General features: G+C 59.7%; 7 protein-coding genes and 1 pseudogene. 7 read left to right on the forward strand and 1 reads right to left on the reverse strand.

Translation table 11 applies throughout. The features are described from left to right. The 5 genes from WA989_RS18355 to leuB all read left to right on the forward strand — a co-directional run. Window positions 1–503 (forward strand): VOC family protein (locus tag WA989_RS18355; RefSeq protein ID WP_424341916.1); only part of this gene is annotated, 503 nt, incomplete at its 5' end. 10 nt (window positions 504–513) lie between these two features. Then, on the forward strand, window positions 514–1,146 hold the full coding sequence (gene leuD / locus WA989_RS18360) for a 3-isopropylmalate dehydratase small subunit (RefSeq protein ID WP_424341917.1): 633 nt from the start codon (window positions 514–516) through the stop codon (window positions 1,144–1,146). A gap of 11 nt (window positions 1,147–1,157) precedes the next feature. Next, window positions 1,158–1,286, forward strand: a complete 129-nt coding sequence (locus WA989_RS18365; RefSeq protein ID WP_424341918.1) for a hypothetical protein — start codon at window positions 1,158–1,160, stop codon at window positions 1,284–1,286. Next, window positions 1,283–1,579 carry a putative quinol monooxygenase gene (locus WA989_RS18370; RefSeq protein ID WP_424341919.1) on the forward strand — a complete coding sequence of 99 codons (297 nt, stop codon included), beginning with the start codon at window positions 1,283–1,285 and terminating at the stop codon, window positions 1,577–1,579. Before WA989_RS18365 ends, WA989_RS18370 begins: the two co-directional genes overlap by 4 nt. Window positions 1,580–1,623: 44 nt before the next feature. Then, window positions 1,624–2,679 carry a 3-isopropylmalate dehydrogenase gene (leuB, locus tag WA989_RS18375; protein WP_424341920.1) on the forward strand — a complete coding sequence of 352 codons (1,056 nt, stop codon included), beginning with the start codon at window positions 1,624–1,626 and terminating at the stop codon, window positions 2,677–2,679. Here the strand turns inward: leuB and WA989_RS18380 are convergent. Continuing rightward, window positions 2,670–3,086: a nuclear transport factor 2 family protein gene (locus tag WA989_RS18380; RefSeq protein WP_424341921.1), complete on the reverse strand. Its 417-nt coding sequence runs from the start codon at window positions 3,084–3,086 to the stop codon at window positions 2,670–2,672. The two genes, leuB and WA989_RS18380, sit on opposite strands and share 10 nt — an antisense overlap. 140 nt (window positions 3,087–3,226) lie before the next feature. On the opposite strand from WA989_RS18380, the gene WA989_RS18385 reads away from it, so the two are divergent. Together WA989_RS18385 and WA989_RS18390 are read left to right on the forward strand one after the other, a co-directional pair. Then, window positions 3,227–4,261, forward strand: a complete 1,035-nt coding sequence (locus WA989_RS18385; protein ID WP_424341922.1) for an aspartate-semialdehyde dehydrogenase — start codon at window positions 3,227–3,229, stop codon at window positions 4,259–4,261. Between the two features lie 132 nt (window positions 4,262–4,393). Continuing rightward, window positions 4,394–4,660 (forward strand): annotated as a pseudogene (locus WA989_RS18390) (EamA family transporter RarD); the annotation flags it as partial.

Raw genomic sequence — 4,660 nt, forward strand, 5'->3', positions numbered from 1 at the left:
CAGGAAAGGTCAGGCACTGGCGCCGGTTCAGGTGCGCGGATGAGGCAGTGGCGGGCATCAAGACGTTCGTCATTCAGCCGGGCACGTCTCTTGAGCCGGTCGCTGGCCCGCCGGGAACCGTCCAGTCGCTCGACCATATCGTCATCGCCACGCCCAACCCCGATCGCGCTCTCGGACTTTACGGCGCAAGGCTCGGCCTCGACCTGCGCCTTGATCGGACAGCAGAGCAGTGGAACACGCGCTTTCTCTTCTTCAAGGTTGGCGGGCTGACCTTCGAGGTCACGCACAGGCTCGACCAGGCGCCGGACCCGGACGGACCGGACAGGATCTGGGGCATGACATGGACGGTCGATGATCTTGCCGCCGCCCATCAACGGCTGGAGGCGGACGGGTTGAATATCTCGGACATTCGCACCGGCCGGAAACCCGGCACGCGTGTGTTTACGGTAAGAGACGGCACACTTGGCGTGCCGACCCTGTTCATCTCCCATGACCCGCGCTAGAACGCCTTCCATGAAAGCGTTCACCAGCCTTACCACCACCGCCGCTGCGCTCACTGACAATGACCGGCTCATGGCCAATGTCGATACCGACATGATCATCCCGAAACAGTTCCTGAAGACGACGGAACGCGAGGGCTTGTCTCAGGGTCTGTTTTTCGAACTCAAAACAAAGGCGGATGGGACGCCCGATCCTGACTTCGTGCTGAACAGGCCCGCATTCCAGTCGGCCGGCATCTTGATCGCCGGCGAGAATTTCGGCTGCGGCTCCTCGCGCGAACATGCGCCCTGGGCCCTGCTGGACCAGGGCATCACCTGCGTGATTGCGCCGTCCTTTGCCGATATCTTTCACAATAATTGTTTCAAGAACGGGATCCTCCCGATCACCCTGCCGCACGAGACCTGCGCCGCGATGGCTGAACAGGCCGGCGGGGCCAATCATCGGTTCACCGTCGATCTGGAAAGCCAGACGATCACCACACCTGACGGCGAAACCATTGGGTTCGACATTGATGCCGGCCGCAAGGGGAGCCTGCTGGAAGGGCTCGACGATATCGGGCAGACGTTGAACGCTGCATCCGCAATCGAGACTTATGAGGCGGGCCGTAAGCTGTCCATGCCCTGGCTTGCCCCGACGAAGGCCTGAGGAGACCCCGCATGAAACTTGCCAGCCTGCTGATCGCCGCGCTCCTGCTCGCCGGGTGCGCCCTTGATCCTTACTCCACCCAGCCTGAGGTCGATATTGATCCTGAAAAGATCGACGAGCCGGTCCCGCCGTCTTCATGATCGTCGTCGAAGGCGCTGTGCGCATCGAGCCGGGCGACATCGAAGCTGCACGGCCAGCCATGGAAAAAATGATCCGGTCCAGCCGCGCCGAAACGGGCTGCATCGACTATGCCTATGCGCTCGATCTCATTGATCCGGGACTCGTCCGTGTCAGCGAGCGCTGGGCAGACCGGGCCGCCCTGAAAGCGCATTTAGCGACGCCCCACATGGCTGAATGGCGCGCTGCGCTGGCAGGCCTCGGGCTTCGTGATCGCTCGCTAAGAGTGTACGAGGCTGAACCGGAAGACCTGTAGGCCTGTAGACATCATCGCACATTCGGGCCAGAACCCTCGCCGATATGAAACAGACACTTCTCCTTCTTCCCGGCGACGGCATCGGCCCGGAAGTCATCGCTGCGGCCCGCCAGATTTCAGAACTCGTTGCGCCCGACGTCGAGCTTTCCGAGGCGCTTGTCGGAGGCGCATCACTGGATGCGTCAGGCGTGCCCCTGACGGATGACGTTCTTGAGCAGGCAAAGACCAGCGATGCCGTCCTGCTGGGCGCGGTTGGTGGTCCGAAATGGGAGAATGCAGAGCGTGACAAGCGCCCGGAGATGGGGCTGCTGAGCCTGCGCAAGGAACTCGACGTCTTTGCCAATCTGCGTCCTGCCTTCTGCTTCGAAGCCCTGATCGGAGCCTCGACGCTGAAGCGCGACATCGTTGAAGGCCTGGATCTGATGATCGTGCGCGAGCTGACATCCGGGGTCTATTTCGGTGAACCGCGCGGCATAGACACCGACGAAAATGGTGTCCGGCGCGGCTATGACACGTCGATCTACACGGCGCCTGAAATAGAGCGCGTTGCCCGCGTCGCCTTCGAGATCGCGCGCGGCCGGAATGGCCGCGTCTGCTCGGTCGACAAGTCGAATGTCATGGAAAGCGGCCTGTTCTGGCGCACAGAGGTCAGTGGCCTTCACGAGATGGGCGGGGAGGGCGTTGAGCTCACCCATATGCTGGCGGACGCCTGCGCCATGGAGCTGGTGCGCAACCCGAAACAGTTTGACGTGATCCTGGCCGACAATCTCTTTGGCGACCTTCTGTCTGACGAAGCTTCCATGCTGACTGGCTCCATAGGCATGCTGCCATCGGCAAGCCTCGGGGTGGAGGGCACGCCCGGCCTGTTCGAGCCTGTGCACGGGTCAGCCCCGGACATTGCCGGTCAGAATATCGCCAATCCCTGCGCGGCAATCCTGTCGCTGGAAATGGCGTTGCGCTGGTCGCTCGCGCGGCCGGATGCGGCAGATCGCGTGATGACCGCAGTTGCAGGAGCGCTCAAGGCGGGGGCCAGAACGAACGATCTGGGCGGCAGCCTGTCCACCACGGACATGACCAGGGCCGTTATCGATCAGCTGTAATCTGCGATCCGGCTCATCAGCTGGCCGCGAAACTCGAAAAAGCTCGCGCCGCGGATCTTGATCGTTTCGCCGGCTTTCACGCCGTTCGGAAGATCAACCGCCGCTTTTCCCTCGAACTCGATTTCGGCGGCCGCCTTGCCCTGCCCGATCACGAGGCTGACCAGTTTCTGGCGCCGGTAGGAAAAGGCGTTGCCTGAAAGCTGAGCCACCTCGCCCATCTTGTCACGGCCTTCAAACGTCATGGTCTGGCCCGTATTGGAAATATTCTCGAAAATGACGTCTTCGGTCACACAGTCGAGCATCCCCTCGATGTCCCGGGAATTATAGCACTTTATGTACTTCGAGATCGTGTCTTCTATCAGGATCGCCTCCATCGGGCGGGAGTTTGCAGGTATGGCACTCAACATTTGCCGAAAGTGCATTACATGCATGTGAAATCAAGCCTTCGACTGTGGCGCAGGTGATCTGCTGCCCGGGCTTTCATCACAAGATTGAGAAGCTGCCTCATCTGACGTATCACGAGCAGCTTCGTGAAAGGATAATTGTCATGTCACTTAGAGTTGCCGTTGTTGGCGCGACAGGAAATGTGGGCCGTGAGCTCCTCAATATCATGGATGAGCGTGATTTTCCTGCAGATCAGGTTTTTGCCGTTGCCTCTCGCCGGTCTGTCGGCCGCGAAGTAAGCTATGGCGACAAGACGCTGAAATGCCAGGCGCTCGACGATTTCGATTTCTCGAATGTGGACATCGTCCTCATGTCCGCTGGCGGCTCCATCTCGAAACAGTGGGCCGAGAAAATGGGCAAGTCAGGCGCCATTGTGATCGATAATTCATCGGCCTGGCGGATGGACCCTGATGTCCCGCTCGTCGTGCCGGAAGTGAATGGCGAAGATGTGCTGAAATATGCCACCAAGAATATCATCGCCAACCCCAACTGCTCGACCGCCCAGCTCGTCATGGCGCTGAAGCCGCTGCATGATGCTGCCGGTATCAAGCGCGTCGTGGTCTCGACCTATCAGTCGGTGTCCGGCGCTGGCAAGTCCGGCATGGATGAGCTCTGGAACCAGACCAAGGGCATCTTCGTCAACGACCAGCCCGAGCCTGAAGAATTCTCGCGTCAGATTGCCTTCAATGCGATCCCGATGATTGGCTCGTTCATGGACGATGGCAACACCGACGAAGAAGCCAAGATGTGGAACGAGACCCACAAGATGATCGATCCAAACATCAAGCTGACGGTCACCTGTGTACGTGTGCCTGTCTTCGTTGGTCACGCTGAATCGGTGAACATTGAGTTCGAGGACGCGATCACGCCGGAGCAGGCACGCGAAGTGCTGCGTAATTTCGATGGCGTGCAGGTGATCGATAATCCTGACGATGACCAGTACATCACGCCGATCGATTGCGCCGGCGAATGGGACACGTTTGTCTCGCGCATCCGCACTGACTCGACGGTCGAGCACGGCCTGTCCATGTGGGTCGTGGCTGACAATCTGCGCAAGGGCGCGGCATTGAACGCGATCCAGATTGCTGAGGAACTCGTCAAGCGCGGCGTCCTGGCACCGGACACGGTCAACGCCTGATCGAGCCTTCAGTTCGAAGCGTAAAACGCCGCCTCTAGGGCGGCGTTTTTATTGCTCAAGGCCCAAAAACTCATTTCACCTGCCACAAGATTCAGGTGGCATCGCGTAGCACCGCAGACTATTTGGGCGCCCATGACCCCAGACCTTCGCCTTGGTTTCTTTAGTGCATTCGCAGCCTACGCGCTCTGGGGCGGGCTTCCGCTTTATTTCAGGGCGCTGGACCACATCCTGCCCGCAGAGATGCTCGCGCATCGCATTGTCTGGGCGCTGCCAACCGCGCTCGTCTTCATCACGGTTGCCGCGCGCTGGAAGGATATGAGGGCCGCCCTCACGCTAAAGCGTATTTTCTATCTGTCGATTTCAGCGGGCCTCATTGCTCTAAACTGGCTGGTCTATATC

Origin of the sequence: Henriciella sp., from assembly GCF_049649345.1 — a bacterium.
Lineage (GTDB): Bacteria > Pseudomonadota > Alphaproteobacteria > Caulobacterales > Hyphomonadaceae > Henriciella.

Excerpts from the sequence above, each read along its gene's own strand:
- WA989_RS18370 (WP_424341919.1), top strand. The coding sequence starts at position 1,283 with ATGATCGTCGTCGAAGGCGCTGTGCGCATCGAGCCGGGCGACATCGAA.
- leuD (WP_424341917.1), top strand. The coding sequence starts at position 514 with ATGAAAGCGTTCACCAGCCTTACCACCACCGCCGCTGCGCTCACTGAC.
- WA989_RS18385 (WP_424341922.1), top strand. The coding sequence starts at position 3,227 with ATGTCACTTAGAGTTGCCGTTGTTGGCGCGACAGGAAATGTGGGCCGT.
- WA989_RS18365 (WP_424341918.1), top strand. The coding sequence starts at position 1,158 with ATGAAACTTGCCAGCCTGCTGATCGCCGCGCTCCTGCTCGCCGGGTGC.
- leuB (WP_424341920.1), top strand. The coding sequence starts at position 1,624 with ATGAAACAGACACTTCTCCTTCTTCCCGGCGACGGCATCGGCCCGGAA.
- WA989_RS18380 (WP_424341921.1), bottom strand. The coding sequence starts at position 3,086 with ATGTTGAGTGCCATACCTGCAAACTCCCGCCCGATGGAGGCGATCCTG.